This window comes from Phyllobacterium sp. (assembly GCF_037994425.1).
Classification (GTDB): Bacteria; Pseudomonadota; Alphaproteobacteria; order Rhizobiales; family Rhizobiaceae; genus Phyllobacterium.
The window spans coordinates 13,501-39,094 of sequence record NZ_JBBNAM010000211.1; the positions used below are offsets into that span (position 1 = coordinate 13,501).

A 25,594-nucleotide genomic window follows, 5' to 3' on the forward strand; every position below is an offset into this window, starting at 1 on the left:
CGGGCCGCCCCCATTCCTTCACGAATTTATTTCTTCATCGTGGTGCCGGCGGCGAATGCGTCGCGCTGGGACTTACGCTCTGATTCCGGAGCGGCAACGAGGCCATACTCAGCAAGCGGACCATCTTCACCGATCATCTGATCGCTGAGGAAGAAGTCCACATATTCCTTCAGGCCCGGGATAACGCCGAGATGTGCCTTCTTGACGTAGAAGAACAGCGGACGCGAAACCGGATACTTGCCCGAAGCAATGGTATCGGTGCTCGGAACAACGTCAGAAACCGTTGCGACCTTCAGCTTGTCGGCATTGTTTTCATAGAAGGCAAGGCCGAATACACCAACGCCAGTCTTGTTGGCGTCGATACGAGCCAGCGTTTCAGGATAGTCGCCGTCGATATCGATGGCCTTGCCATCCTTGCGGATCTTGACGCAGGCAGCAGCTGCGGCCTTGTCGTCGAGGCCAAGCTTCTTGATCGCGTCGGCAGCGCCGGCTTCCTTGCAGCCGCCCGTCATCAGCTTCTCTTCGAAGACTTCGCGGGTGCCGTGCTTTTCGCCGGGAATGTATGCAGCAATGTCCCAATCGGGCAGGTTCGGGTTGATCTGGTTCCACTTGGTGTTCGGATTGTCGACGAGCTTGCCGTCAACGACGATCTGAGCAGCGAGCGCGAGGTAGATATCCTTCGGAACGATCTTCCAATCCGGACCCTTGATATCGGTGGCGAAAACAATGCCATCATAACCGATACGGATTTCTTCAACGTCCTTGACACCTGCGTCTACGCAGGACTTCAGTTCGCTGTCCTTGATCGGACGTGAGGAATTGGCAATGTCGATCGTCTCTTCGCCGACGCCCTTGCAGAATTCCTTGATGCCGGCGCCCGAGCCACCGGATTCAACGACCGGGGTCTTGAAGTTCGGGAAGGTCTCACCGAACGTTTCGGCAACAATCTTGGCATAGGGCAGCACGGTCGAGGAGCCAGAAACCTGAATCTGGTCGCGGGCGGATGCGCCCACTGTCGATGCGGCCACCGCAATTGCAAGCACTGCGGCCGTGGAAATTAGCTTGTTCATAGGAGCAGCTCCTGTTGGTTTAATTTTTGTGACGCCTGCGACGTCGGCTGCGGTCTATAGAAGGTTTATTACAGTCTTATGACAGCATTGTAACAGTTATGTTGCAGCGCTCGCGCCCGCGCTGCCCCGCCACGTGAATCGAAAATCCCACTGAAACCAAAACGTTATTTTCCTACGGAATTGGATGTAGGTCATCGGATTGGAATATGGTCAGTGATTCCAGCAACTTCTCCGAAAATAATTGCGACAGACCCAGTGGGTCACATCTGGTTCACGCAAACAAGGAATTTAGCCGGATTAGTAGAGTTGTCGAAGCTCGAATTTTTCGGCATTTTCGATCACTTCGCAATAATGCTGTTACAATGACTTGTTGTCGGCTCGCCGCACAAAAATAGGACAATTGGCCAGCGTCGCGGTTGCCTGTTATCTCAATTTCGCAGCCGCGCTTGAGAAGAGCTGACGGAACGATTTGAGGTCGGAAGGACTGACGTCCGATACGGCCCAGAAAGCCAGGCCGTCGTCGTACCATTTGAGAAGATTGTAGCCTTCCCGCACCGCTTCGCTCGCTGCAGAAGCGGGAGCCGGCCAGATGAACACATTGATGATATGAGCGTGGCGACGGTAGACGAGCGCGGCGACGACCTTGCCGTCGATATAGTCCATACGCCCTCCAACCAGCGGGAAACCCTCGGCCGCAAGGTCGACGACCGGCGGTGAATAGTCGACTTTCCCATTGAACCACGGCTTGACGGTGTGCTGATCCGAAGTCTGAACGTCGGTCAGATGGCTCACCAGCAAGGAGCGGACGTGGCTTGCAAGGATTTGATCCTGTAGCGACACGTCGGTCCGCGGCAGCGACAAAACCAGGAAAAGACTTGCGGCCAAGGCGGCGAATGATGGGATGTAACTCCAGCGCTTGATAAATGGCAGTAAGCGCGCAGTTGAATAGTGATCCCGTGTTGGACTGCCGGTCTGCTCGAGCGATATTTCTGACAGGATTTTCTCGCGCACATACAGTGGCATCGTCCAACGGACATTGTCTTGGGCGATCACCTGCCTCAGCGAGCGGACATTTTCCAGTTCCTTCGCGCAGTTCGCGCACGACTTCAGATGCTCTTCAAACGCAAGCGCATGAACCGCATCGAGTTCATCATCGAGATACCCATGCATCATCACAAACCAGTCGGGGCAGGCATGAGGCGCGGTCTTGCTCATGATGATGCCCCCTTATCACCATTATCGGTGCGCCAGCACCGGCCAAATTCGCGCCGCGCACGGGCGAGCCGCGACATCACGGTACCGATCGGAATGTCAATGACATCCGCGATCTGGCGGTAGGAGAGTTGTTCGAGTTCGCGCAGGACGAGTATCTCCCGCAGCTCAACAGCAAGCGAATTTATGATCGAGCGAACGCGTTCCGATTCTGATGCGCGGATCAGGGCCTCTTCCGGCGTATCATCGTCGGACGCAATCCCCGACGCGTCCGCACCGGCGGCCCCATCTTCGCCGCCATGCTCGACCAAAGGCTCTTCAAATCGGCGTTTGCGACCCCGCTCCTGCAGCCACGCAAGGTAGCAGTTCCTGACGATCGCAAATATCCACGCGCGGGCATCCCCGCCAAGATACCCATCGAAATTTCGGTAAGCGCGCAAGAAGGCATCCTGGACAATATCCTGTGCGGCGTCGACATCGCGGCTGAGATAGCGGGCGAAGTTGTACGCGGCATCGAATTGCGGAACCATGAGTTGGTTGAAGCGGGTTGACCTGGCTTCGTCCAGGATGGGCGTTGCCTTTGCGGCGGACTGCGATGAGGCCATGAGCAGCCTTGCACTGGCGGTCATCGCCCCTGCATGGAGAGCCGCAGTAACACCGTCGTCGACTCTCCCGAACTTGGTCAGCCGGGATAGCCATGCAACGGCTGGAAACTGCGGGAGCAAAGTCGATGTGAGCGCCATACGCATGCCTCGTATCATGTCCTCATTTTTACATTCTGACCATCTGGGACAGAACGCGCATCCATCAGGTAGATCGGACCGGCACGCGAAATATTCTCGATTTCAACTATTTTATTCCCGACACGGGATGCTTGGCCGCCGCCGATAGTGCCAAGCAATACCGCGCCATAAAAATATCCTCGATCTTTCAATGGTTTGAAGAATTCCCATGCCCGATGCAAGAATAAAGTCGCCTTGCCTTCAGTCTACTTGCTCAGCGGATCGGACTGTCGATTGGACTGAGTTCTCCGCCCAGCAAGTACCATTCGTGAAGGAGACGAGCACATGTTAGAGGTCACACGTCGTACAGTCCTCGGTTCAGCCGCCGCAGCGGCCACCTTTGGGCTCTCGCGCAAGATTGAAGTCGTCTTGCCCGCGCGCGCCGAAGCCCCGGTCGAACCGACGACCGGTTTCTACAAATACTCGGTCGGGTCGATCGAGGTGACAGCCATATACGATGGTATCTGGCGCAAGCCGCACGATCCGGCGTTCATCAAGAATGCGTCGGTAGAAGAGACCAAGCAGGCGCTTGCGAAGGCAGGTCTCACAACCGATTTCATGCCCATCCCGCTTACCGTCGTTGTCCTCAGGATCGGCGACCGGTTGATCATGATGGATGCAGGCTCGGGCGTCGGTCAATGGCAGGCCAGCGCTACGCATCTGCCGGCGAACATGAAGGCGGCGGGCATAGACTATACGAAGATCGATACGCTCATGATCTCCCATTTCCATCCCGATCATGTGTGGGGATTGATGGAGAAGGAGACCAACGCGCCGATCTTCCCGAACGCGGAATTGATCGTCAACGACGCGGAATATCAGTGGTGGACGGAACCCGGCCGCATCGACAAGCTGGCGGAGGGTCGAAAGGCCGCGGGCCGGCGGATCGCCGCGGTATTCCCAACCTGGAACAACTGGAAACGGGTCAAGGATGGCGCGGATGTTGGTCCCGGCATCCAACTGATCGCTGCTCCGGGACACACACCCGGCCACTCGGTGTTCCTCGTTACATCGGGCAACGAACAGCTGCTCGTTTCGGCCGATACGATGTATGTGCCGGCGCTGCTGGCGCCGCACCCGGAATGGCAAGGGAGCTACGATCAGGACGGCCCGACCGCCATCGCCACACGGCACAAGCTGATCGATCGCGTGATCGCCGACAACATCAAAATCTGCGGCTCGCACTTTCCGTTCCCGGGATCGGGAACCTTCGTAAAAGATGGCAACGCCTACGCCTTTACCTCGACCGTTCAGGCCTGACCAAACAAGGAGTTTGAAAATTATGATCAAGAACGCACTTGTCGGCTTACTCAGCCTCGCCGCAGCCACAGCTGCCATACCGATCAATCTAGTGGTCCCGGCCTATGCCGTGGACAATATCGAGCCCTCCGACTCACCCGACCTTACCTCCGTTCGTTCAAAGATCGACGCGAAGGACTATGCCGGCGCATTGGCAGAGCTTCGGGGGCTGGCGGAGACCTTCCAGCAGGCGGACGTCTATAACCTGCTCGGCTTCACCTTGCGCAAGACCGGCGACTTTGAGACCGCCCTTACCTACTATGACAAGGCACTCCAACTTGAGCCGGATCACAAGGGCGCACACGAATATCTGGGTGAGCTTTATGTCGAGACTGGCAAGATCGACAAAGCGCAAGAGCAACTTGCATCGCTGACACGGCTCTGTCCTGCCGGCTGCGACGAATTGCAGGACCTTCGCAATTTCATTGCATCCAGGTAGTGCGAACAAAAAAGTCGTAGGCGGTATACGCCGCCTGCGACTTTAAGACGTCCCGTCTAACCACCATCCCCTGCACACATCCTTTGCGGTCAACTATTGCTTGCGCTAAATTGGCGCGAAGCCGTTGACACAATTGGCGTTTCGTAGCCGTATGTCGATTGGCAGCGCCAATTCCGGCATGGATGCAAATCCCTATCGTGCCACTATTGAACAAATCGGAGTTAACTCGATGACGGGTAGATTCAGCAAGGTCGCGCTCTTGAGCAGTGTGATCAGCCTTTGCATGGCAACGGGCGTGATGGCCGCAACGATCAAGGAATTGCAAGGCGCCTGGACCATGAGCGGCACCAAGTGCGAAGATACATTCGCGAAGCAGGGCAATACAATCGCATTCAAGGACCGGACAGCGTCAACGTCCACGGGATTGCTGATTACGGGGACCAAGATAGCTGGACCGAACGCCACCTGCACCACGAAGAGCGTTCACAAGTTGAAGGACCGGCTGTCTGCCAATCTGATCTGCGTCGACTCCATGATCGAAAACGACCAGACGGTCACCTTCAAGATCGTCGACGCCAAGACGTTCCAGCGTTTCGATCCGTTCGGCGACAATATGTATGTCACCTACGAGAAGTGCGACATGTAGGAGCAAGAAGGCTCGCCGCTAATCGTGTGGCGAGCCTTGTCTTTTTAAAAATGCATGACGACGCCAAGGATAGGGCCTTGCTGGACGACGTCGAACACAAAGCCATCATTGCTGTAGTCAACACCGAGTGCACGATAGCCGGCAACCGCTGATATCTTGTCGTTGAAGCTGTAGCCGACCCCACCAGCGACATCCCAATCAAGGTCGGCCTGACCAGCCCCAACGAGGCCCCACCCCGTCAGATAAATACTGTTGGTAATCGAATACTTCCCCCGCACGCCAGCAAGCCCGTCGACCCAGGTCGCGCTGTCACTGCGGTCGATGCCGTTGAGAATTCCGCCATTGAAGGAGATCTCGGTCTTGGCGTACCACAGGCGCGCGCCGGCTACGAGGTCGAGGGTCCCCTTGTCGTCTTGCAGCACAGCATAGCCACCGCCCAGCAAACCGGCGAATGTCTCGGAAGAAACGCCGACGCTTTCCGCAAATATTCCTCGCGGGGTGGCCGAAGCATCGGAGATCTTGCTGTACATCATGTCGGTAAAGATGCTGTAGCGGTCGTAACGCGCTTCGGCGATCGCCATGGCAGCAAAATCGAGCTCATCCCAGATATCACTGAAACTCATATCGGTGTGTACTGTCGGCAGGCCAAAGACCCCTGTATCTCCAGACATTCCGGCGGCCCAGAAGTAGGGGCTGACCGCGAAGGTCCAGCCCTCCCTCTCGGTCTGATTCACTTCAGGCGCCATGGCCGAGTATATGTCAGCAGCGCGTACCGGGCTTGCGGAGAGGAAGCCGGCTGCCAGGACGGACGCAAGTGCAATGGTCTTTTTCATGTGAGTCCCCCGAATTCTGGACAAGGCGCTCAATCCTCTACAGGTTCCCACGTCTTGTCAGGATTGAATGACCTTATCTCCTTTGCGCGCTTCTCGGTAGCCGGACCAAGGTCTTTTTCGTAGATCGTGCCATGATGGCTCACAACAAATGTCTTGACGCCGGTTTCGTCATAGACGGCTGGCCACGCGATCAATGCGTAACCCGCGATCATGGTGCCATTGATGACGAAATCATACTTGCCGCCGGCTATGTTGCTGCCCTGTGACTTGAGAATGCGGTACCGATACCCGAAATAGCCATGATCTGAGGCCGCTGCGCCTTCGATCTTGCTCTCCTCTCCAAAGCTGCCCGCCGGGCTTTCTTCTCCGCCGGCGGATGGCCAATAAAGCCCATCCTGCTTGTTTTTCTCGCTTATCAGCTTCTGGGCAAACTCGAGGACCCCGTCTCCGTCGTGATCCACCCGCGCGTACAATGCCTGGGCGGCCAAATAATTCCGCAAGGTCTTGATCGCTTCGAGTTCATTTTCGCCGATTCGGCGGGCGAGAATTTCTTCAAGGCCGGCGAGCGTGTCGAACTGCCAACCCGCATCGTGCTTCACCAGAGGAAACGGGAATGGCCAGTCGAGATTGCCGAGGATGATGGTTTTCGAACCATCCTCGCGGTCCTTGAGAACGGCGCGTTCCTTGGATGCCCGCTGAAGATCGCTGAGCCGGTCATCGAAATCATCCGATTTTTTTGCCGCTTCCGCGTTAAGGCCGAGAACCTTTGCCAAAGCATCGATATCCTTGCCCCCAAGATCGCTTTTCAACGCGTCAAGCGCCTCACTCGGCTCCTTGAATGTTTGCGGCTCGGCGCCAACGAAGCGCTGCAATGAAGGCTCCGTCGCAAATGACGCGAAAGGCGCAGCCAGGGAAATGAAGGCGGAGGCGAGAAGTATTTTCAAAGTTGTCCGGTACATATTGTAATCCTTAGGAACGCGCAACTGGTGTCGAGGCCGATCAGCGATGGAAGTGACCACCACCGCCGTGGAACCCGCCGCCACCTCCGTGGGAAACCGCCGCCGTTACCACCTTGGAAACGCTGGCCCCCACCACCGCCCTGGTAGCCCTGGCCGCCACCGCCACCCAGGCTGAGGTTACCGCGCTGCGAGGCGAAGTGAGCGTCGCGTCCCGGCCCGTAATCGCCAATAGCACTCGGCTGCCTTGGGCGATTGTCGACGCGGCCCACAGGTCTCTGCAGGTTCTGGTTGGGGCGCGCATTGCCTTTGTTCTGTCCGATGTTGCGATTGCCGGCCTGGTTCTGCAGCTTGCCGGAGAGATTGCCGTTGCCTGCCTGGCCCTTGAGATTGCCGGCAAGATTGCCACCACCGGCCTGACCCTGAAATTTGCCCGCGAGATTGCCGTCGCCCTGCTTCAGTTGGTTCTGGACGTCGCGTCGCACATCGGCACTTTGCAGCCTCGAACCCGCGCCAGCAAGACCGCCACTACCAAGATTCTGGACGCGATCATTGTTTCTCAAGTCGAGGCGGTTCGTATTGTTCTGACGAATGTTGTTGGTGATCGAGTCGCGATCGAAATTGAACTTGTTGCTGTCGAAATTGAGATTGTTGATGTTGTTCTTGTCAAAATGGAAATCGTTGCGGTTGAAGTTGTTGACATTGATATTGACATCGTCGCCGCCCCAGGAATGCCAATTGTCCCAATCGATCGCTGCGCCGAAAGCCACGCCCGTCACAAACCCGGCTCAATACGGGGCGTAGGGATAGTAGTACGAGGGATAGGGATCCCCATAGACGATCGGCGCCGCTGCCACGTAGGTGGGACTGGTCAGGATGACAGGATCGTAGGTCGGAACGTAGGTTACTTCCTTCTTGGCCGGACGGATGATGACATTGTCGTCCTTCGTCTCCACCACAACCTTGTCATTGGACTTGATTGTGCCGTTGGCGACCGCCTTGTCACGCAAGTCCTGGATGGCTACGAGGACATCCTTTTGTTGATTCACGACGGCGGTTTCAAGTTGCTGCGTCCAATCCAGATCGTCGCTCATCATCTTCAATACGGTAGGGTAGTTGAGGAGTGATACGACGCTGCCATCCCACGATGGATCCGGCTTTGCATTCGGTTTGTTCTGTTCAATGAAACGTTCGGCCTGGACGATTTGAAGCGGGTTAAGACTTGCTGACAGGACCAAGGCAATGAGATCGTCGGGATAGAGGGCGATCCTCGCCACAAGTATCTGCAGTTCGTCCGCCGTCATCGGCGCCGGTGCTTGGGCAGTCGGCGCCGCCGGTGCCGCGGCGGGCCCCGGCGCAGGTGCTGGTGTTGCAGCGATCTGCGCGAATGCATAGTGCGAGTCTGGTCCGGAAAATAGAATCAGCGCAACTGATGAGACGAGCGCGATCATCTTACGGTTCAACGGCATTCCGAATTCTCCTTGGATAGCTCGCTATCGCGAGACGCAATTCCATTGTTTGCTTATGAGTTAATTGAAACTTCTCACATTTTTTCGAGCGACAGTACCTGCCCTGTCTGATCGATCAGGCAGGTTGAACGCTGTCCCTTGGCATCAAGTATGATCTGGTATTTTCCACCGTCGAGTACACTGGAACTGACGGGAAGTACCGAAGCATGATCGGCTCCGAACTTTTGCGTCGCGGCGTTTGCGCAGGCGATCTGCAGGTCCGCCGGCGCTGTCTGTGCGGTGTTTCTCGCCATGTTTTCCGGCGCGGGGGTATTGGTATTCGATACGCACCCCCCGAGCGCGAATGCGCTTCCCGCCAGTACCATCCAGGCAATAGTTAGCGTATGTCCCCGATCTGATTTCCAAAGCATCTTGTCCCCCTGCTCCAGTTACCTAAACACCCTTGTAAAGTGACGCGCCCTGCATGAGCACGATCACCTTGGCGCCGACCTGTATCTGTGACGCGAGATCGACGATGTCGTCATTGTTCATTCTTATGCAGCCCGACGAAACGTTGAGGCCAATCGACCACGGTTCGGGCGTGCCATGAATGCGGTAGATCGTGTCCTGGTCGCCCTCGTAGAGATAGAGCGCACGGGCACCGAGTGGATTGTCAGGACCGCCGGGCATTCCGCCGGCAAATTTGACAGCATTCGGATCGCGCGCCACCATCTCTGCTGGCGGCGTCCAGGTAGGCCATTCGGCTATCCGCCCGACCCGAACGATGCCGGCCCAACCGAAACCATCACGGCCGACGCCGATGCCGTATCGAATGGCCTGCCCACCGCCCTTCACCAGATAGAGGAAGTGCTGGTTGCCATCGATGATGATCGTTCCGGGCTTTTCGGCTGTGCGGAATGTAACCATCTGGCGACGGAACGCTTCCGGTACCTGACCATTGGCGGCGTAGTATCTGCGCGCCTTGCTGCTGTCATAGGGAATCCAGGTACGCGTCTTCACGTCGTAGATCTGGGTTTTGGGTACTTGGGCGAAACCAAGGCCAAACGGAGAGGCCAGAAGCAGGCCTGCCACCGCCAGTCCGGCGACAAGCTTCGTCCTCAAAGGATAACGCGGCTCCACCTTCATTGCCCTCTCCCCTTTATCCATTTCGCAACACGGTCCGGGTTCTTGTCCACCCAGGCCTCGGCGTAGTCTTCCGGAGTCTGCCGGTCGACTTCCACCGCATAGCTCATGTCGATGATTTCCTCCGGCGTGAAATCAATACTCTCGAGGAACTTGGTTACCTCGGGCTTGCGGGTCGCCAGCGCCTTTGCGTAGGCGACGTGAAAATGTGCCTTGTCCCATGCGACGGGCGCATTCGACTTGGCCAGCCAGTCGGGATCGTCGGCCGGCAGGATGACGTGCCACTTGGCTGGATCGTAGGCCGGCTCGTCGAGCTTGACGATATCATGCAGTTTGAAGACGACGTGCGGACTGTAGCAAGCAAAGACCACGGGCTTGTCCGAAGCCTCGGCCGCGTCTACCGCTGCCATACCCATGTCTTCGGGCATTTGCAGGAGTTGCAGGTCCTTGTCGTATCCGTAGCTCTTCGCACGGATTTGTTCGATGACAGTCGACGACCAGGTTTCGGCGCCGACCCACATTTCACCCTTGCCGTCGCCATCCGTGTCGAGCGCAGCAGTCTTTTTTGCATCCTTAAGATCGGATACGGCGTGAATGCCGGTCTTTTCGACGGTTTGTTTGGTCGTGCAGATTCCCTGCCACGCAGAGACACCGATGTCGGCGAGCTGAACCTTATCCGCATATTTGGTGACGAGGGAATCAAGGTTTGGAAGCCAGACCTCGGGATGTACGTCGACCTCGCCCGACGCGAGACCGGCGAACGCTGTCATCGTGCCCATCTCTCGAACCTCGACATCAAGGCTCAATTCCTTCTTCAGCGCACTCTTGATAATGTTCGCCGTTACCTGACCCGACGGCCAGTTGGGCATGGCGACTACCAGATCGGCCGCCACCGCGATACCGGATTGCGCCACTGTGAGAAGCAATGCCAGCGCCGCTGTCCGCCCCAACGTTGCCATCCTCATATGCCGGATTGGCCCCTTTAGACTGAGCTCATCCACAGATTGCAAATGGCTTCCCAATGTTCGTTCCCTCATGTGCAGCGCTCCCGCTGTTTCTGTTGCAGGCATTAGCCAACATCGCATCCGTTACCGGAAGTACGTAACAGTTAATTTTTGCCGCATCGGCGTTTCCAGTGTAGGTGTAAATGCCGCCGGCGCGAGGAGCGTGGCAGATAAAGACGGGGATTGTCATGACACGAATTCTGATCGCAGACGACCACGAGATCGTCAGACAGGGCGTCCGGGCGATTCTTTCGAAGCGCGATCGCTGGGAGGTTGTCGCCGAAGCCGCTGATGGCCGCGGCGCAGTTGAACAGGCGCGCCTTGCGGAGCCGGAAATCGCCATCCTCGACTACGCCCTGCCCTTCATCAACGGTGTGGAGGCAGCAAGGCAGATAAGGCTTCACAGCCCCAGAACCGAAGTCCTCGTCTTTACCCAGCACGACAACGAAGCCTTGCTGCGCAGTATTCTGGAAGCGGGCGTGCGCGGTTATCTTTTGAAATCGGATGCAACCCTTTATCTCATTCAGGCCGTCGAGGCCCTTGAGCATCACCAGCCGTTCTTCACCAAGACCGTCTCCGATATCCTGGTCTCTTCCTATCTCGCGAAATCGGACGCCTCTCCGAGCATCCTGACGTCACGCGAGACCGCAGTTGTGAAGCTGATTGCCGAAGGACACAGCAACAAGGAAACGGCTGCGATCCTCGGTCTTAGCGAAAAAACGGTGGAGAGCCATCGTGCGGCATCGATGCGTAAGCTCGACGCAAAATCTACGGCATCGCTCGTGCGCTACGCCATTCGCAATCGGCTGATCGAAGCATGACTGAGTGGGCCTTCGCATGAGCTTTAACAAGCTGACATTTTCATCCACTACTAGCTCATGCCAGCGCGCGAAGAATCGCGTCCTTCGGCGCACATCGTATTGTCCAAGTCCGGAGCAATCCGCCTGTTTGAAAGCGTAACCATGGTTCGTCAGTATTCGAAAGCACACTTGCCCCGGTCCACCCGTGCATTCTCCGCAGCCGTCCTCGTCGCTGGATTGACGCTTGCCGGATGCGCCGGACACCCCAAGGGCGTGATGGCGCCGGTTTTGACGACAGGCGCGACCGGGGGTTCCTCAGTCGATATGTTGGTCGTGACGAGCCGAGTGCCTTCGGATGACCCTGCAACGCTCTTTACCGGTGAACGGAGCCCGAAGCCCTACCTCACCGATATTACGGTCTCGATTCCTTCCGATAAAATTCGCAAGCCGGGCACTGTACAATGGCCAAAGAAGCTGCCGCCGAATCCGAAGACGGACTTTGCGGTAACGCATGTGAAGGAGCTGAACTCCGTCGCGGAAGGACGGGCTTGGTTTCGCGAACACGTTGTAGGCGGGCACGCGCTCGTTTTCGTGCATGGCTTCAACAACCGCTACGAGGATTCCGTCTTCCGCTTTGCCCAGATCGTGCACGACTCCGGCGCGCAGGTCACGCCGATCCTCTTTACCTGGCCGTCGCGCGCCAGCGTCTTCGACTATAACTACGACAAGGAAAGCACCAACTACTCGCGCGTCGCTTTCGAGCAGACATTGAGAACGCTAGCCAATGATCCGCAGGTCAAGGACATTACGGTCATGGCCCATTCGATGGGCACCTGGCTTGCCATGGAGTCCCTGCGCCAGATGGCAATCCGTGACGGAAAAGTCGCGCCGAAGATCGACAATGTGATCCTCGCCTCTCCGGATATCGACGTCGACGTCTTTGCTAGGCAGTGGACCGAGATGGGCGAGCACCGTCCGAAGTTCACGATTTTCGTTTCGCAGGACGATCGCGCCCTTGCCGCTTCACGCTTCATTTCCGGCGATGTGCAGCGCCTCGGTGCCATCAACCCCGCGGAGGAGCCCTATCGCTCCAAGCTTGAGCAAGCGGGCATCACCGTTATCGACCTGACCAAGGTAAAAGCCGGCGACAGCCTCAACCACGGCAAGTTCGCCGAAAGCCCGCAAGTCGTGCAACTCATCGGACAGAGGCTTGTAACCGGGCAGACCCTGACGGATTCGAACGTGTCGCTTGGCCAGGGCATTACGGCAGTTGTTGCCGGCTCGGTCAGCACTGTCGGCAATATTGCAGCGAAAACCGTTGCAGCACCGCTCACAGTCATGGAAGAGCCGATGCGCAGGCCCAAGAAGAGCGATGAACTCGGTTCGACCTTGGGAAGCCCCACTCCATCGAAGGAGCTGAGTTACTAGGGTGTTCCAATGACGAGCGAAGCTGAGGACGGACGGCCATTTCTCATTGCGCGTGGCGGTCCGTTCTACAATCTGCAATTGCAGGCAAAACTGGTGCACCGCACGAACCTGAAGCCAGCGCTTCGTGCCGCTGTATTCGTTGCGTTCGCCTGGGGCGTGCCGCTGCTTTTGTGCATTGTCGCCGGCACTGCGTTCGGCTCCGCTACGGAACGTCCGTTCCTGCTCGATCCGGGACCCTGGGCACGGTTTTGCCTCGCTGTTGGCTTGCTCGTGCTCGCGGAAACACAAATCGAGAACCATCTGCGCGAGGGCGTGCGAAACTTTTTTTCCGGCCCCCTCCTACCAGAAACATCACGGGCAGTGGCCAATTCCGCCGTGGTAAAAGCGCTGCGCCGGAGAAACGCAGCGCTCGGCGATCTCGTCAGTTTGTTACTGGCGATCGCATCCTCGATCTTTCTTTATTACAACATGAAGGGACAGCCGCTCGCGGCATGGGCCGCAACAGATGGGCCAGGCGGCCAAACGGCAAGCCTCGCCGCCTGGTGGACCATTGTCGTCAGCAATACGCTGTTCTGGTTTCTCGCCGTGCGCGCATTCTGGCGTCATATCATCTGGTCGATGCTGCTCGCCGACTTCTCGAAACTTGAAACGCGTCTGGTTGCCACGCACCCGGACGGGCATGCCGGACTTGGTTTTGTCGGGCAGTATCCCAACGCCTACGTCCTTTTCACGGTGGCGGTCAGTTGCGTGATCGCTGCTTCCGTGGCGCACGAAGTCCTCCATGGCAGCTTCACGGTCACTGCGATCGCACAGGTCATGGGACTTTGGCTGGCGCTCGTCTTTGCCTATTTCGGCATCCCGCTCGCCGGATTCATGCGCCTGCTCGCCGACTTCAAGAAGCGAGCGTTGCGCGCGGCAAGCGATCGAGGAACGAGTTTTCAGCGGCAGGTCGAACGCAAGACGTTCGGCAAAAACCTCGTGGCCGATGAAGGCAAGACGGCGAACGACGACGAACTCGGCGACCCCGCGAAGTTCTATGACGCCGCCAAGAAGCTTTCGCCCATGCTGGTCACCCGCACCACCCTGGTACCGGTCTCGGCCGCGGCCCTGCTGCCGTTCGTGGCGATCGCGCTGACGCAACTGCCGATCAAGGAATTGACCCCGGTTCTGAAGCGGCTATTGCTGCTGTGAGCTAGCCGCCTTTTACGCCCGCATTCACCGCATCGGCGTGTTCGCCCAAGCGCTCCACCAGCATCGAATAGGCGACGTAATATTCGAAGATATTGCTGACGTACTGCACCGTTTCACGGCCAACGATATCAGCCGCCGAATTTTCCACGTTGCCGAACCAGATGTTTGGATCGAGCCCCATCTGCTTCGCCCTGTTGCGGAACTTGTTGAGATTCCCAGGGCCTGCGTTGTAGGCGGCGAATGCCATCAGCTGGCGATCCCGTTCCTTTATTTCTGGTTCGTCCAAGTAGTTGTCGATCAGGTAGCGCAAATATTTCGATCCGGCCTCGACATTGCGATCGCGATCCTTGTCGATACCGGTGATGCCGACCGATTTGTCGCGTGCCGTTGCCGGCAATAGCTGCATGATTCCGACAGCGCCCCTTGGACTGCGTTTCGCCTGATCAAGTTTTGATTCCTGATAACCCTGCGCCATCAGCATGAGGTAGTCGAAGGAATAGGCTTTGCCATGCTTGCGGAATATTTCAATGAGTTGTTTGAACCTTTCCACGTCGTCGCCCGAATAGGCGCGCTGCAGGATCTTGTCGCTCTTGAAAAATTTGTTGCGCAACATATTGCCGAAGGCGGTACCAACCCGGTGCGCGGCGACGAAAGTGTCGAGTTCCTTCTTGAGCTGCGGGCTGTTCTTGCGGATCGCCCAGGCGACCTCGCCATCCTTGGCGACCGCTATATCGTCGTGCACTTTGATGTCGGTGAAAATCGTCGACCAGATGTTCGCCTTGTACTTATCTACGACCGTATATTGGAGAAGTCCCGCATTGACCATTTCGAGGATGTCTTCGTCCTCAAGATTTTCATCCATGATCCGCAGCTTGATCGCGTCCTTGCCGCGCGATTGCAGCTCCTCGTTCACCTTCAGCAAATGCTCGTAGTAGCTGCTTGACTCTCGCACCGCGAGTTCCTTGCCTGAAAGATCGTCAAGGTTGAGCACCGTTTCTGACTCGGGTCCGGTCACGAGCACCTCGCTCGCCTTGTCATAGATCGGGATCGTGAAATCCACCTGCTCGAGGCGGCTCGGCGTGATCGTCAGATTGGCCATGACGATGTCGCCGAGCCCCTCATTCAATGCCGGGATCAGCCGGTCGCGCCCGGTCGGGATGAAGGCGACGCGAATACGGTCGACTTCGCGCTTCTTGCCGGTATTAAGTGCTGTTTCAAGCGCCTGGCCGAAGTCGACAGCGGTGCCGAACTGCCGCCCCTTGTCGAGGAAATAGATCGTCTTGCTATAGGGGACAAGGACGCGTACCAGCCGTCGCTGCTCCATCCCATCAAGGTCATTCACATGGGGTTTAGCGAAGGATTTGCTCGCCGCATGAGCGACGCCTATTGGCAAGCAGAGCAATGCTAGCGCAAGCTGAGAGCACTGGCGAACCACCTCTTATGCATTTTTGTGGGCCTCCCCGCCCGATGAAGCTGTCTCGTTTATGTCGGGATGATCATCTCTTTTGCTGGATGAGTGGCGACAAAACTCACGCTAGAATCTCCCTGCATCAGGAAGACAACAAGTACGTAACTGTTAATTGGTTGCAGCATAGGGTTGAGGTAGTGGTAGGCCCGCCTTGACAAGTCCGTCGCTGAGCCCATCGATCATTGCAGGTGCGTAGCGGCGAGCGATCATGTCGTTGCGGAATGTCGTCCAGAAGCGATCGCGGTGGACGCTCAATCGATCCATGCTTTCCCTGACGCCGGATGCGTTGCCCAACTGCCCAAACGCCGCCAGCTCAAGCACATCGGCGACATAGTTGCCCGAATGGCCCATCTGCTGAACCTTGAGCACTGCTGTCGCGAAATCGCCCTTCCGGTAAGCGTCGAGTGCCAGGATCAGATCGGCGTCGTCCTGCGTACCGTCGAGCAGTTCCGCCTTGGAGGCGAGGTTGGCACCCTCCGCCCAATTTCCATTGGCAAAGAACATCGCGCCAAGCTTGGCTGGAATCACGCTGTTATTGGGATTGAGCGCCATGGCACGATAACCCGCAACGAAGGCCGCCTCGGTCTGTCCATTGTGATATAGCGCCAGCATCTGTGCATAGGCGGCGCGATCAGACATCGGGGCCAATGCAACCGCCTTGTTTGCCAGCGCCAGTGCTTGCGATGCCGCGCCGCTAACGATCTCGGGCGCCGAAGTCTCCATCATCATGATCGCCATGGCGGCATTGGCATCGGCACTGTTGGGCGTCGCCTGCAGGGTGGCGGCAAGACAGTCGCGCACGTCGGCCATTTCATTCGCATCACGCCGATCGACTGCCACCGCCGATCGAAGGATGCAGCCATTGCCGAGGCTGGGCGCGGCCAGTTCGCGCGTAAGCTCAATATTGTTGATCACGCCTTGCGAGCCAGCAAAGCGCGTGGCGAGATCGGTCACAAGCTCGCGGCGCACGTCAATCTCGGGACGATTGTCTGGGATGGCGCGTTCGACGCCCGAGCGCAGCGACTCTCCGCTGACTGGATCGATCACCTGCCACCATACCGCGCGACCACTTCCATCGAGGTGGTATTTCAGGATGACGTGGTAGGCATCTGCGGCACGATGGGCGGTCTGGAACCAGCCCAGCGCAGGCAGCTTCGCTTGTACCGGAGAAGGCACTTCAGCCGCTGCTAGCTTTAATGTCTGGAATTGCGAGAGAGCCGTCATCAAATAATCGCGGATAAGGCCGGCTTCTGCATCGGTCCCGTCACCTGCCAGTTTCATCTCGACAGCAACGAGGGGTTTATCCGATAAAACAGGACGGCTCGCAGACACCGCCCAGGAGGAAATCGCCGCAAGGCAGACTATACCCGCCGTAACGGCGAGCCGCGGCATCGTCACGAAATTCTGCGCGCGTTGCGGGGGCGTTTCGATAAGGGGCTCTTCACCCTCATCGCAATCTTCGACCATGTCTGTTTGGGGAGGCGCTTTCGTGAATACCGGGATATAGCGACCGCGCGGCAATTCGATACGAACACTGCCCTCTTCGGCCCGGCTCTCGTAATATTGCGCCAACGATGCCCGGAGCCGCGTCGCCTCGATCCGAACAATCGGATCGGTTGTCGGGTCGAAACTGGAGGGTCGACCAAATACATCGACGGCGATCGTATAAGCCTTGACCGATGCTGCGCGGCCCTCGAACATCTCCTGCGCGACGAACCTCAGGAAATTTCGGTTACGTTCAGTGGAGTGGAATTGCGAATCGGACAAGAGCCGCTCAAGTTCAGCACGCGCCTCTTCTTCGGATACCCTTTTCGAGTCCGGCATGTCGACGTTGAAGTCAACTTCCATAATTGCGCCCCACAATGCTGACTGGATAGTAGAATTGAACGGAACGACATGCAACGCTATACGGGAAATCCCCCAGGTTGCGATGGAATTGTCCTGATGCAAGACTGAGTTGAGCCAATCAGCATTGTTATTGGGGGTGTGTTTGCTGTTTGCACGGTCAGTAGCTTTTGCCGCGCGTGGCGATGCAAAGGTCGATCACTTCACTCTCGATGTCGGCGCAAAGTACCTCATATTCAGCAATCAGCTTGAGATCTTTCGAACCGTTGCGGCGCAGCCGATCCAGCGTCGAACTGGCCTCGTCGAAGGCATCGCACAAGCTCTGCAAGGTCGTGTTCCGCGCACTGAGGACCTGCAACTGGCCACGCATGGCAGGCAGTCTGAGCATCAACTTCCACAGTCCCCTTTGCGCAGACGCGGTCGACATCGCTTCAATTGAATCCGCTGCTCGTTGATCGGTCAAAGCCCAAGTTCGGGTCAGCAATCCGCAATTGCACCCCCTGTGCCCCTCTCGGTTGTGGATTATAATGTGATGCGTGGCGTTATGGCAGTACGTAACAGTAAACGTCCCTCAGGTGCGGCGAATGCTGTTTGCGAAAACTGAAGTATTTTTGTGCAAGGTGGCTAAGAAAAGACCGCAAACGACGCTGCCAACGCGGTTCGTGTAGCAGGCCCTAAACGTTACAGTTACGAACAGGCATCTGGATGGGGCTGGCTCACCTTAAACCGGTCCAAGAGCCGCAATCACTTTTCCGTCACCTGACTGAAGGACATGCCATCGATCTTGCCCTCGTTGAGACGGTAGACAAGGGCCTGCAAAGTCGTGACCCCATTGCTGTCCGGGCCGCGTTCATTCGAATAGCGGATTATCCCGTCATGAATGCTCATACCGAAGATTTTTTGCAGATCCTGTTCGTCATCCTTCAGTCCAGGAACGGGAAGCATCCACGCCGTCAGTGTCTCCGGGCCTTGCGAGCAGCCGGAACGTGCTGTCTCGCTTTCCTCGGCCGATACCATCGTCAAGAGGCGTTTCGAGCCGCCAGCTTCGCCGTTGGAGATGAACCAGAGGTTTGAGGCATGTCCGTCGAGCGCGACCTGGTAGCATAACCAACTCACACCGTCGGCCCCCGAACCGCGCGTCCTGATCTCTCCGCCAAACTCCTTCTGGATCGCATCGAGCGTCGTCTTTCCGAACGAAACATTGAGCGTGTCGGCCTTGACGAGATTGTCGAACGGGGTCGGTATTTCATAGGATGTCGATTTTGCAGTTCCGCCTGACAGGATCAGCGACGGAAAGCCTGAAAGGCGTACATCATCGGCGTTCGCCTCATGTTCCCACATCAGCGAGCCAGCAGCGAAAACGATTGCACATAGGGTCTTTGCGGTCGTCGCCTTCATTCAGGTCTCCTGCGGGTTTAGCGTGCGGTCATCCTGTGCGCATCGGCTCGGGAGACAAAGTACTTAACTGTTACAGGATGCGCTTTGGGAGTTCAGATGTTGCGCACCGCAGGGCCGGCGAAATCGGGATTCCGTTACTGTTACGTACTTCCTTCGAAAGGCAAAGCCCGAAAGCATACAGCGTCCAGAGCATTACTCAGGACAAATGAAGCATGACAGTCGCAAGGCTTCGAGTCGTGATTGCGACCACAATAGGAGAGTGCAATGTTTCAGCACCAAATTGCCCGCCCTTCCCCAGGAGGACTATAATGTCAGTTGAATGGAAGACTGAATTCGGCAAGCTTTGGCGAGCCTGCATACCGAACGGCGCGAAGGCGAGGACCTCCCTGCTCGCCGGCGCCGCGATCATGACCGGCGTAGCTTTTTCGCAATGGTCGGGCATCCAGCCTGCACAAGCGCAAGACGCAGCAAAACCCAACATTCTCGTCATTTTCGGTGACGATATCGGCCAGACAAATGTCAGCGCCTACACGCACGGACTTGTCGGCTACCAGACGCCGAATATTGACCGCATCGCCAAGGAAGGCATGATGTTCACGGATTATTATGCCGAGAACAGCTGTACCGCAGGACGCTCCTCATTCATCACCGGCCAGACTCCATTACGTACAGGCCTTTCAAAAGTCGGCGCTCCGGGCGCACCGGTCGGTCTTCAAGACCGCGATATCACGATTGCACAGGCGTTGAAGCCGCTTGGCTACAATACTGCGCAGTTTGGCAAGAACCATCTTGGCGACAAGGACGAATATCTCCCGGTCAAGCATGGGTTCGACGAGTTCTTCGGCAATCTATACCACCTGAACGCCGAGGAGGAACCTGAAAGGCCTTATTGGCCTCAGGATCCCAACGATCCATATGTCAAGAATTTCTCGCCGCGCGGCGTTTTGAAGGCGACCGCGGATGGGAAGATCGAAGATTCCGGTCCGCTGACGGCCAAGCGGATGGAAACGATCGACGACGAGACAACCGGCGCCGCGATAGACTACATCAAGAAACACGGCAAGGGCGACAAGCCCTTCTTTGTCTGGATGAACACGACCCGCATGCACGTCTTCACCCACGTGCGTGAAGAATATCGCGGCAAAAGCGGCATGCCTGGCAACGAATATGCCGATGGCATGTGGGAGCATGACCAGGATGTCGGCAAGCTTCTGAAGGCGCTCGACGACGAAGGCATCGCGGACAACACGATCGTCATTTACACCACCGACAACGGCCCGAACATGTTCTCCTGGCCGGACGCCGCAATGACGCCCTTCCGCAGCGAAAAAGACTCCAACTGGGAAGGTGCTTTCCGCGTCCCTGCGATGATCCGCTGGCCGGGCAAGATCAAGCCCGGCAGTATCAGCAATGAGATGTTTTCCGGCCTGGATTGGTTTCCAACGCTTCTCGCAGCGGCAGGGGACAAGGACATCAAGGAACGCCTTCTGAAAGGCACCGAAATCAGCGGGAAGACCTTTAAGGTGCATCTCGACGGTTTCAATCAGCTGCCGTACCTCCAAGGCGAGCAGCCGAAAGGCGCCCGCAACGAGTTCTTCTATTTTGATGATGATGGAAAGCTTGTCGCAATGCGCTGGGATAACTGGAAGGCCGTCTTTTGCGAACAACGGGCGCCAGGCAATCTCAATATCTGGCAGGAGCCCTTCACCTGCCTGCGCCTGCCGAAGATTTTCAACCTTCGCATGGACCCCTACGAACGGGCCGACATCACTTCGGATCAGTATAACGACTGGTTGACCAAGAACGTCTACTTGAACGGCATTGCCACGATGAAGGCATCGGAATTCCTCGAGACCTTCATCAAGTATCCGCCGAGCCAGAAGCCCGCGAGCTTCAGCGTCGATCAGGTTGAACAGGCAGTTCACAAGCAGATCGACGAGGAATTGGCCAAGCAGAACAAATCACAATGATTCCCGACTCGATCCAATGAACAATCCGGCTGGCGCACCCAGGTGCGCCAGCCGCATCATGCATCCCAGGAGCGTATCAGATGAGCGTTGATACGCAACTTCCCGAGAAAAGTACCCGCGCCTCACACTTCGATGTTTCTATGTTCGATGGTTCTACCCTCACCAATCGCTTTGCCCTGCCGGCCCTTCTGCTTTTCGCCTCGGGGTTTTCCGCTTTGGTCTTCCAGGTCGTCTGGGTTCGGCAGCTGTCGCTGATCGTCGGCGTCGATGTTTACGCCGTGACAGCAGGCGTTTCGGCGTTCATGGCCGGGCTTGCGCTCGGCGCTCTTTTTCTCGGTCGCGCCATCGACCGCAGCGAAAATCCATTTCGTTTCTATGCACTGCTTGAGGCCGGCGTTGCCCTTTGCGGCATGGCGGTAACACTTGCACTGGCTAATTTTGCAGCGCCGTTTGCCATCATCGAAGATTCTGCGGCGCCTGTCGCCTGGATCATCGTATTCGCACTCGTCGGGCTACCAGCGGTCCTCATGGGCGGTACTCTCCCCGCGCTGGTGCGCTCAATCAACGCTTCCACCAGCGATATCGGGTTGAAGGGCGGCGGTCTCTATGCGGCTAACACAGGCGGAGCCATCGCCGGAACCCTCGTCGCAGCGTTCCTGCTCATTCCAAACCTGGGCGTTTCCGGCACAGCCTATGCCGCGGCCGCGCTGAGCCTCGTCGCCGCAGCCTTTGCCATTGGCCTCGGCAAGTCCTACCAAGCGCAATCCAACGCACCCGCGAATATGAATTCCAGGCCATTTTCCGGCGATGTCCGCCTTGCCCTTGTTCTCTATTCGGCAGCTGGCGGCGTAGCGCTCGGATATGAAGTTATCTGGACCCAGTCCATTGTCCAATTCATGAGCACGCGCGCGTTTGCCTTTGCCATTGTGCTTGCAACCTATCTTTTCGGATTGGCGGCCGGTTCTGCCTTTGCTGCTCGATGGGTCGACCGGGTTCGCGACCACTGGAGCGCCTTCGGCCTTCTGATTGCCGGCGCGGGATTCATCGCGTTGGGCGGCATCGCATTTCTGGGCAGCTGGATCATCATGCTGCAATCCATGGCCGAATATTGGTTGCTCCAGCTGACCGGAAACCAGCTTGCCGCCATGTCCGCGCGCTTCGCAGTCGCCTCCGCCATCATCGTCCTGCCGACGACGCTGCTGCTTGGCGCCGCCTTTCCCTTTGCCTTGAAATTGGTCGTCGAGGATGGCCGGGCCGGCAGCGGCGTTGGGCTGGTCAGCGGCTGGAACACGCTCGGCAGCATCGTCGGGACGATCCTGACCGGCTTCGTTCTTGTTCCCAATTTCGGATTCGTCGGGTCATTCGGCATCCTTGCCGTCGCCGCGGCAGCAATTGGCTTGATCGCAGTGTTTCGCAATGTCGCCACGGTCGGTTGGCAACGCATCGGCGCCGCATCGATCTGTGTCCTGACGCTGGCCGTCGCCTTCCTCATTCCTTCCGATCGTTTTGCCAGCCTTCTCCCGGGAGCACATAACGGCAAGCTCGTATTCTACGAAGAGGGGCTTGGCGCCAGTGTCGCTGTAGTCGAACAGGGCCGGGACCGCACATTCCGCCGGCTCTATATTCAGGGCGTCTCCAACACGGGAGACTCGCTGCCTTCCCTGCGCTACATGCGACTGCAGGCACTGCTGCCTCTCATAACAATGCAGAAGCAGCCGCAGGCCGCGATGGTGGTGGGACTTGGAACCGGCATAACGGCCGGTGCCTTGCTCGCCTATGACGGGCTTAACCAACGCGTCGCCGCCGAACTACTGCCTGGAGTAAAGCGCGCCGCCGCCCTCTTCAACGGCAATTTGGAAGCCGCTTCGTCGCCTGCCCTCGACATTCGCCTGCGTGATGGGAGGCGCGAACTCCTCGCGAGCCAGGACTCTTATGACCTCATTACCCTCGAACCCCCACCACCTTCGGCTGCCGGCGTCGCCAATCTCTATTCCACCGATTTCTATCGGCTTGCTGTGGCACGGCTGCGCCCTGGCGGCATGGTGGCCCAATGGCTGCCCCTTCCTACACAGAACGATGAGGATACGCGCTCGCTCGTCCGCAGTTTCATCAATGTCTTTCCCCATGCGACCCTATGGACGACCGAACTGCATGAAATGCTTCTCGTCGGCTCGCTGGAGCCGATGAAGCTCGACGTTGGTCTGATGAGCGCACGCTTCGAACAACCGGACGTAAGGCGGGCGCTGCAGGAAATCGGGATCAACTCCCTTCCGGAATTGATGGCGACATTCGTGATGGACCGTGAAGGGCTCGAGGCTTATGCCGGCAATGCCCCTCCGGTGACTGACGATGATCCGCGCATCGAGTATGCAGCCTGGGTAAGGCCCGATACCTTTTCGACGGTCCTGCCGAAATTCATGGACCTTGCCAGAGAACCCCAGTTGGAAAATGCCGGAGAGTCCTTCATTGCATCAATGAAGGAAGAGCGCGAAGTCCTCTACACGTTCTACAGTGCCGGCTTGAGCGCCTATCGCGGCGACCGTGACAACTGGCAGCGCAATGCGGCCTTCGTCAGTGCCCATGCGCCTGACAATGCTTATTATGCCTGGTTTTTCGGTGGGAGCCCACGATGAGTGCACGCGATGATATTCTCGCTTTGGGTAAGCGTATCGGCGAGTCCATTATTGGTCAGGACACGATGGTCGAGCGTCTTTTGCTCGGCCTGATTGCCAATGGACATCTGCTGGTAGAGGGCCTGCCAGGACTCGCCAAGACGCGAGCCATCAAGAGCCTCGCCAAGAACCTCGACGCCGAGTTGTCGCGGGTGCAGTTCACGCCTGACCTTCTGCCCGCCGACATAACCGGCTCTGAAATCTACTTTAGCGAGGGCGGCAAGGGCGAGTTCAGGTTCCAGCAGGGTCCGATCTTCGCCAACCTGATCCTTGCCGATGAAGTGAATCGCGCTCCGGCCAAGGTTCAGTCGGCGCTTCTCGAAGCAATGGAAGAGCGCCAGGTCACGGTCGGCGGAAAAAGCTATCCCCTGCCCGATCTTTTCATGGTGATGGCGACGCAAAACCCCATCGAACAGGAGGGTACCTATCCGCTTCCCGAGGCCCAACTGGATCGCTTTCTCATGCACGTCGAAGTTGGTTACACCGACAAGCAATCCGAGGCCGCCATCATGCGCCTTGTCCGCAGCGAGGAAACCGAGACCAAGGCGAAAGCCAGAAAGGAACACGACAAGCTCGACCCCAAGGCGGTATTCGATGCCCGTTCGGAGGTTTCCGGTATTACCGTATCCAAGGCGGTCGAGGACTACATGGTGGCCCTTGTCTTCGCCACGCGATACCCCGACAAAATCGACGCCGATCTCGCCAAATGGCTGCAGGTTGGCGTCAGCCCGCGTGGAGTGATCGGTCTCGACAAGGTTTCGCGCGCCTATGCATGGCTCAAGAGTCGTGACTACGTCACGCCCGACGACGTCAAGGCAATCGTCCATGACGTGTTCAGGCACCGCCTGATACTGTCCTACGAAGCGCACGCAGCCAATATTGGTCCTGACGCGGTTATCGACAGGATCGTCGAACGCGTGGCGGTGGCTTGAGTGCCATGGTGCGCGACCGTCCCTCACCCCAGGATTCTTCCGAAGGCGCCTATGTCTCGATGGATCAGCTGGTCGCACTTGAATCGACCGCACGCGACCTGACATTCATCCAGACCAATGCTGTCCAGCAGCCGCTGACGGGGCGTCACAGTTCGAAGGTGCGTGGGCGCGGGCTTACCTTTGAGGAACTTCGCGAATATCTGCCAGGCGATGATATCCGGACAATCGACTGGCGCGTAACGGCCCGAACGAACAAGCCTTTCGTACGTATCTACGGCGAGGAGAAGGAGCGTCCTGCCCTGATCGTCGTCGACCAGCGCAGAAACATGTTCTTCGGCAGCCGTCGTGCGATGAAGTCGGTTACGGCCGCTGAAGCCGCAATGCTGTGTGCATGGCGCATCCTTGGGTCGGGTGACCGTGTCGGCGGGCTGGTTTTCAACGATACCGGCGTCACCCAGTTGCGGCCACATCGCAGCCGCGAATCCGTCATTGCCCTGGCAGATGGCATCGCCACCATGAACCGTGCGTTGAATGCGCAAACGCCCGGCGAGCGCAACACGAAACAATTGGACACGGTGTTGCAGACAGTCGCCAATGTCGCCCATCACGACCACCTTGTAGTCGTCATCACCGACTTCGACGGGCATTCAGCCGATACGCGCGATCTCCTTTTGCGGTTAAGCGTGCGCAACGACGTGATCGCGATTCTTGTCTACGATCCGTTCCTGCTCGAATTGCCGATGAAGGGTGAACTGGTTGTCAGAGGCGGTTCGATGCAGGCGGAACTCGCGTTCCAGCAATCAAAGGCGCGCACGGCGATCGGCGACTTTGCGCGAAGCAGAGGGCGTGAACTCTTGGCCTGGCAGCAGGAACTCGGCTTGCCGATGCTGCCACTGTCGTCTGCGGTCGAGACGGCGCCGCAGCTACGCCGGTTGCTCGCACAGACCGCCTGGCGGCAGCGGAGGCGATGATGGCGGAAACGCGCCTCGATCCGGCAATGGAATTGGCGTTGAAGTCGCTTAAAGATATTGCCACGCCAACACCCGTGTCGTGGGTCC

General features: G+C 57.5%; 25 protein-coding genes. 10 read left to right on the forward strand and 15 right to left on the reverse strand.

The features are described from left to right. Nucleotides 1–26: 26 nt before the first annotated feature. From AAAB35_RS14535 to AAAB35_RS14550, 4 genes are all read right to left on the reverse strand, one after another. Entirely contained in the window at nucleotides 27–1,070 is a 1,044-nt protein-coding gene (locus AAAB35_RS14535; protein ID WP_340668995.1) for a substrate-binding domain-containing protein, read from the reverse strand. 423 nt (nucleotides 1,071–1,493) lie between these two features. Beyond that, complete coding sequence (locus AAAB35_RS14540; protein ID WP_340668996.1) at nucleotides 1,494–2,285, reverse strand: anti-sigma factor; 792 nt, start codon at nucleotides 2,283–2,285, stop codon at nucleotides 1,494–1,496. Then, nucleotides 2,282–3,025, reverse strand: a complete 744-nt coding sequence (locus AAAB35_RS14545) for a sigma-70 family RNA polymerase sigma factor (protein WP_340668997.1) — start codon at nucleotides 3,023–3,025, stop codon at nucleotides 2,282–2,284. The genes AAAB35_RS14540 and AAAB35_RS14545 overlap by 4 nt, the downstream gene beginning before the upstream one ends. A 14-nt stretch (nucleotides 3,026–3,039) precedes the next feature. Then, nucleotides 3,040–3,246: a hypothetical protein gene (locus AAAB35_RS14550; RefSeq protein WP_340668998.1), complete on the reverse strand. Its 207-nt coding sequence runs from the start codon at nucleotides 3,244–3,246 to the stop codon at nucleotides 3,040–3,042. 103 nt (nucleotides 3,247–3,349) lie between these two features. On the opposite strand from AAAB35_RS14550, the gene AAAB35_RS14555 reads away from it, so the two are divergent. From AAAB35_RS14555 to AAAB35_RS14565, 3 genes are all read left to right on the forward strand, one after another. Continuing rightward, nucleotides 3,350–4,324: an MBL fold metallo-hydrolase gene (locus tag AAAB35_RS14555; RefSeq protein WP_340668999.1), complete on the forward strand. Its 975-nt coding sequence runs from the start codon at nucleotides 3,350–3,352 to the stop codon at nucleotides 4,322–4,324. A gap of 22 nt (nucleotides 4,325–4,346) precedes the next feature. Beyond that, nucleotides 4,347–4,802, forward strand: a complete 456-nt coding sequence (locus AAAB35_RS14560; RefSeq protein WP_340669000.1) for a tetratricopeptide repeat protein — start codon at nucleotides 4,347–4,349, stop codon at nucleotides 4,800–4,802. 229 nt (nucleotides 4,803–5,031) lie between these two features. After that, a complete protein-coding gene (locus tag AAAB35_RS14565) occupies nucleotides 5,032–5,448 on the forward strand; it encodes a hypothetical protein (protein WP_340669001.1) in 417 nt (138 codons plus the stop codon). Nucleotides 5,449–5,492: 44 nt separating this feature from the next. Here the strand turns inward: AAAB35_RS14565 and AAAB35_RS14570 are convergent, their stop codons facing one another. The 7 genes from AAAB35_RS14570 to AAAB35_RS14600 all read right to left on the reverse strand — a co-directional run bounded on the left by AAAB35_RS14570 (nucleotide 5,493) and on the right by AAAB35_RS14600 (nucleotide 10,787). Continuing rightward, on the reverse strand, nucleotides 5,493–6,281 hold the full coding sequence (locus AAAB35_RS14570) for a hypothetical protein (RefSeq protein WP_340669002.1): 789 nt from the start codon (nucleotides 6,279–6,281) through the stop codon (nucleotides 5,493–5,495). A 29-nt stretch (nucleotides 6,282–6,310) separates the two neighbouring features. After that, the gene (locus tag AAAB35_RS14575) at nucleotides 6,311–7,240 is read right to left on the reverse strand and encodes a DUF2950 domain-containing protein (RefSeq protein ID WP_340669003.1); all 930 of its coding nucleotides are present in this window, start codon (nucleotides 7,238–7,240) and stop codon (nucleotides 6,311–6,313) included. Next, nucleotides 7,222–8,016: a hypothetical protein gene (locus AAAB35_RS14580; RefSeq protein ID WP_340669004.1), complete on the reverse strand. Its 795-nt coding sequence runs from the start codon at nucleotides 8,014–8,016 to the stop codon at nucleotides 7,222–7,224. Before AAAB35_RS14580 ends, AAAB35_RS14575 begins: the two co-directional genes overlap by 19 nt. Nucleotides 8,017–8,025: 9 nt before the next feature. Next, on the reverse strand, nucleotides 8,026–8,706 hold the full coding sequence (locus tag AAAB35_RS14585; RefSeq protein WP_340669005.1) for a DUF3300 domain-containing protein: 681 nt from the start codon (nucleotides 8,704–8,706) through the stop codon (nucleotides 8,026–8,028). A gap of 74 nt (nucleotides 8,707–8,780) precedes the next feature. After that, a complete protein-coding gene (locus tag AAAB35_RS14590; protein WP_340669006.1) occupies nucleotides 8,781–9,116 on the reverse strand; it encodes a hypothetical protein in 336 nt (111 codons plus the stop codon). A 22-nt stretch (nucleotides 9,117–9,138) separates the two neighbouring features. After that, on the reverse strand, nucleotides 9,139–9,831 hold the full coding sequence (locus AAAB35_RS14595; RefSeq protein ID WP_340669007.1) for a L,D-transpeptidase: 693 nt from the start codon (nucleotides 9,829–9,831) through the stop codon (nucleotides 9,139–9,141). After that, a complete protein-coding gene (locus tag AAAB35_RS14600) occupies nucleotides 9,828–10,787 on the reverse strand; it encodes a glycine betaine ABC transporter substrate-binding protein (RefSeq protein ID WP_340669008.1) in 960 nt (319 codons plus the stop codon). The genes AAAB35_RS14595 and AAAB35_RS14600 overlap by 4 nt, the downstream gene beginning before the upstream one ends. A 233-nt stretch (nucleotides 10,788–11,020) precedes the next feature. Between AAAB35_RS14600 and AAAB35_RS14605 the strand changes: the two genes are divergently transcribed. The 3 genes from AAAB35_RS14605 to AAAB35_RS14615 all read left to right on the forward strand — a co-directional run bounded on the left by AAAB35_RS14605 (nucleotide 11,021) and on the right by AAAB35_RS14615 (nucleotide 14,251). Then, a complete protein-coding gene (locus AAAB35_RS14605; protein WP_340669009.1) occupies nucleotides 11,021–11,653 on the forward strand; it encodes a response regulator transcription factor in 633 nt (210 codons plus the stop codon). A 168-nt stretch (nucleotides 11,654–11,821) separates the two neighbouring features. Then, nucleotides 11,822–13,060, forward strand: a complete 1,239-nt coding sequence (locus AAAB35_RS14610; RefSeq protein WP_340669010.1) for an alpha/beta hydrolase — start codon at nucleotides 11,822–11,824, stop codon at nucleotides 13,058–13,060. A gap of 9 nt (nucleotides 13,061–13,069) precedes the next feature. Beyond that, nucleotides 13,070–14,251, forward strand: a complete 1,182-nt coding sequence (locus AAAB35_RS14615; protein ID WP_340669011.1) for a hypothetical protein — start codon at nucleotides 13,070–13,072, stop codon at nucleotides 14,249–14,251. Between the two features lies 1 nt (nucleotide 14,252). On the opposite strand, the gene AAAB35_RS14620 is transcribed toward AAAB35_RS14615, so the two are convergent. From AAAB35_RS14620 to AAAB35_RS14635, 4 genes are all read right to left on the reverse strand, one after another. Then, complete coding sequence (locus AAAB35_RS14620; protein ID WP_340669012.1) at nucleotides 14,253–15,644, reverse strand: lytic transglycosylase F; 1,392 nt, start codon at nucleotides 15,642–15,644, stop codon at nucleotides 14,253–14,255. Between the two features lie 183 nt (nucleotides 15,645–15,827). After that, on the reverse strand, nucleotides 15,828–17,567 hold the full coding sequence (locus tag AAAB35_RS14625; RefSeq protein ID WP_340669013.1) for a hypothetical protein: 1,740 nt from the start codon (nucleotides 17,565–17,567) through the stop codon (nucleotides 15,828–15,830). A 157-nt stretch (nucleotides 17,568–17,724) separates the two neighbouring features. Continuing rightward, nucleotides 17,725–17,952 (reverse strand): hypothetical protein, encoded by a 228-nt coding sequence (locus AAAB35_RS14630; RefSeq protein WP_340669014.1) that lies wholly within the window; start codon nucleotides 17,950–17,952, stop codon nucleotides 17,725–17,727. Nucleotides 17,953–18,308: 356 nt separating this feature from the next. Continuing rightward, entirely contained in the window at nucleotides 18,309–18,962 is a 654-nt protein-coding gene (locus AAAB35_RS14635) for a hypothetical protein (protein WP_340669015.1), read from the reverse strand. Between the two features lie 407 nt (nucleotides 18,963–19,369). Between AAAB35_RS14635 and AAAB35_RS14640 the strand changes: the two genes are divergently transcribed. The 4 genes from AAAB35_RS14640 (at nucleotide 19,370) to AAAB35_RS14655 (ending at nucleotide 25,507) form a co-directional block, all read left to right on the forward strand. Continuing rightward, the gene (locus tag AAAB35_RS14640; RefSeq protein WP_340669019.1) at nucleotides 19,370–20,932 is read left to right on the forward strand and encodes an arylsulfatase; all 1,563 of its coding nucleotides are present in this window, start codon (nucleotides 19,370–19,372) and stop codon (nucleotides 20,930–20,932) included. An 80-nt stretch (nucleotides 20,933–21,012) separates the two neighbouring features. After that, nucleotides 21,013–23,565, forward strand: coding sequence for a fused MFS/spermidine synthase (locus tag AAAB35_RS14645; protein ID WP_340669016.1), 2,553 nt, complete (start codon nucleotides 21,013–21,015; stop codon nucleotides 23,563–23,565). Beyond that, nucleotides 23,562–24,536 (forward strand): MoxR family ATPase, encoded by a 975-nt coding sequence (locus AAAB35_RS14650; protein WP_340669017.1) that lies wholly within the window; start codon nucleotides 23,562–23,564, stop codon nucleotides 24,534–24,536. The genes AAAB35_RS14645 and AAAB35_RS14650 overlap by 4 nt, the downstream gene beginning before the upstream one ends. 5 nt (nucleotides 24,537–24,541) lie before the next feature. Beyond that, on the forward strand, nucleotides 24,542–25,507 hold the full coding sequence (locus tag AAAB35_RS14655; protein WP_340669020.1) for a DUF58 domain-containing protein: 966 nt from the start codon (nucleotides 24,542–24,544) through the stop codon (nucleotides 25,505–25,507). Nucleotides 25,508–25,594: the final 87 nt, after the last annotated feature.

Bases quoted from the DNA above. Each gene is read 5' to 3' on its own strand.
- AAAB35_RS14565 (WP_340669001.1), top strand. From the start codon at position 5,032: ATGACGGGTAGATTCAGCAAGGTCGCGCTCTTGAGCAGTGTGATCAGC.
- AAAB35_RS14655 (WP_340669020.1), top strand. From the start codon at position 24,542: ATGGTGCGCGACCGTCCCTCACCCCAGGATTCTTCCGAAGGCGCCTAT.
- AAAB35_RS14600 (WP_340669008.1), bottom strand. From the start codon at position 10,787: ATGGCAACGTTGGGGCGGACAGCGGCGCTGGCATTGCTTCTCACAGTG.
- AAAB35_RS14545 (WP_340668997.1), bottom strand. From the start codon at position 3,025: ATGGCGCTCACATCGACTTTGCTCCCGCAGTTTCCAGCCGTTGCATGG.
- AAAB35_RS14650 (WP_340669017.1), top strand. From the start codon at position 23,562: ATGAGTGCACGCGATGATATTCTCGCTTTGGGTAAGCGTATCGGCGAG.
- AAAB35_RS14560 (WP_340669000.1), top strand. From the start codon at position 4,347: ATGATCAAGAACGCACTTGTCGGCTTACTCAGCCTCGCCGCAGCCACA.
- AAAB35_RS14570 (WP_340669002.1), bottom strand. From the start codon at position 6,281: ATGAAAAAGACCATTGCACTTGCGTCCGTCCTGGCAGCCGGCTTCCTC.
- AAAB35_RS14595 (WP_340669007.1), bottom strand. From the start codon at position 9,831: ATGAAGGTGGAGCCGCGTTATCCTTTGAGGACGAAGCTTGTCGCCGGA.
- AAAB35_RS14555 (WP_340668999.1), top strand. From the start codon at position 3,350: ATGTTAGAGGTCACACGTCGTACAGTCCTCGGTTCAGCCGCCGCAGCG.
- AAAB35_RS14625 (WP_340669013.1), bottom strand. From the start codon at position 17,567: ATGGAAGTTGACTTCAACGTCGACATGCCGGACTCGAAAAGGGTATCC.
- AAAB35_RS14645 (WP_340669016.1), top strand. From the start codon at position 21,013: ATGAGCGTTGATACGCAACTTCCCGAGAAAAGTACCCGCGCCTCACAC.
- AAAB35_RS14575 (WP_340669003.1), bottom strand. From the start codon at position 7,240: ATGTACCGGACAACTTTGAAAATACTTCTCGCCTCCGCCTTCATTTCC.
- AAAB35_RS14640 (WP_340669019.1), top strand. From the start codon at position 19,370: ATGACCGGCGTAGCTTTTTCGCAATGGTCGGGCATCCAGCCTGCACAA.
- AAAB35_RS14540 (WP_340668996.1), bottom strand. From the start codon at position 2,285: ATGAGCAAGACCGCGCCTCATGCCTGCCCCGACTGGTTTGTGATGATG.
- AAAB35_RS14630 (WP_340669014.1), bottom strand. From the start codon at position 17,952: ATGCTCAGACTGCCTGCCATGCGTGGCCAGTTGCAGGTCCTCAGTGCG.
- AAAB35_RS14605 (WP_340669009.1), top strand. From the start codon at position 11,021: ATGACACGAATTCTGATCGCAGACGACCACGAGATCGTCAGACAGGGC.
- AAAB35_RS14635 (WP_340669015.1), bottom strand. From the start codon at position 18,962: ATGAAGGCGACGACCGCAAAGACCCTATGTGCAATCGTTTTCGCTGCT.
- AAAB35_RS14590 (WP_340669006.1), bottom strand. From the start codon at position 9,116: ATGCTTTGGAAATCAGATCGGGGACATACGCTAACTATTGCCTGGATG.
- AAAB35_RS14585 (WP_340669005.1), bottom strand. From the start codon at position 8,706: ATGCCGTTGAACCGTAAGATGATCGCGCTCGTCTCATCAGTTGCGCTG.
- AAAB35_RS14615 (WP_340669011.1), top strand. From the start codon at position 13,070: ATGACGAGCGAAGCTGAGGACGGACGGCCATTTCTCATTGCGCGTGGC.
- AAAB35_RS14535 (WP_340668995.1), bottom strand. From the start codon at position 1,070: ATGAACAAGCTAATTTCCACGGCCGCAGTGCTTGCAATTGCGGTGGCC.